1 protein-coding gene is annotated in these 919 nt (G+C 71.7%); it reads right to left on the bottom strand.

Translation table 11 applies throughout. The annotated features are described in order from the left end of the window. Positions 1-650 (bottom strand): TerD family protein (locus IF99_RS0130245; RefSeq protein ID WP_031001704.1); only part of this gene is annotated, 650 nt, incomplete at its 3' end. Positions 651-919 lie beyond the last annotated feature (269 nt).

Here is a 919-nt window from a genome sequence, read left to right as displayed (position 1 = left end):
GCGTAGGACTGGGCGGCCGTGGGCCGGGGCTCCGGCTCGGCGGAAGCGGGGGGTGCGAAGGGGGGCGGGGCGAAGCCGGGGGCCTGCTGCGGGGCCGGGGCCTCCGCCGGTGCCTCTTCCTCCTCCAGGACCTCGCCGCCGAAGTTGCGCAGCAGCGCCTCCAGGCCCCCGTCGAAGCCCTGACCGACGGCGGCGAAGCGCCAGCCGTCCTTGTAGTACAGGTCGCCGACCATCACGGCACGCTCGGTGCTGAACTCGGAGCCGGTGAAGGAGTACCTGGCGACCTCCTCTCCCCCGGCGACGATCCGCAGATACCCGGGCCCGGCCTGCGACATCTGCCCGGCACCGTCGATGGTCGCGGTGAAGGAGAGCTTCCTGATCCGCTCGGGCACGCGGTCGAGCGTCACCCGGAACGACTCGGTGTCACCGGCCTGCGGACCGAGGAGCTGAAGGGACTCCTCGGGCGATTTCGGCTGGTTGAAGAAGATGAAGTACCGGTCGTCGGAGAGTTGCTCCTCGGCGTCCAGCCCGAAGCAGCTGATGTCGAAGGTGAGCCCGGGGCCGCCGATCCGCACCCCGATGTACAGATCCGTCCCCGCTGTGAGGTCACTGACACGTGCCTTGTGGCCGCGCTGGAATTCCCTGGACATACCCGCTGACCGCCCCCCATCCCGTAGATCACGCCCTGCCGTTCACCATGCCGCGCCGGCACGGCCCGTCCGCGCGTACGGACGTGGCTGGTTCCGTACGGTACGAGGCCGCGCCGCCCTCCCACCACCCGATGACCCCGAACTGTGGGCAGAACCATGCGCGCGGCCACCCGGGCGCCGGGCGCGGGCGGAGCACGCACGCCCGGTGGGGAGGAGAGGGTGCGGCGGCCAGGCTAACCGGTGGAGGGAGGGGGGACGGGATTCGGGGG

It is taken from the genome of Streptomyces sp. NRRL F-5630, assembly GCF_000719475.1.
Taxonomy (GTDB): domain Bacteria; phylum Actinomycetota; class Actinomycetes; order Streptomycetales; family Streptomycetaceae; genus Streptomyces.
This window is presented reverse-complemented; position numbering and strand designations above follow the sequence as displayed.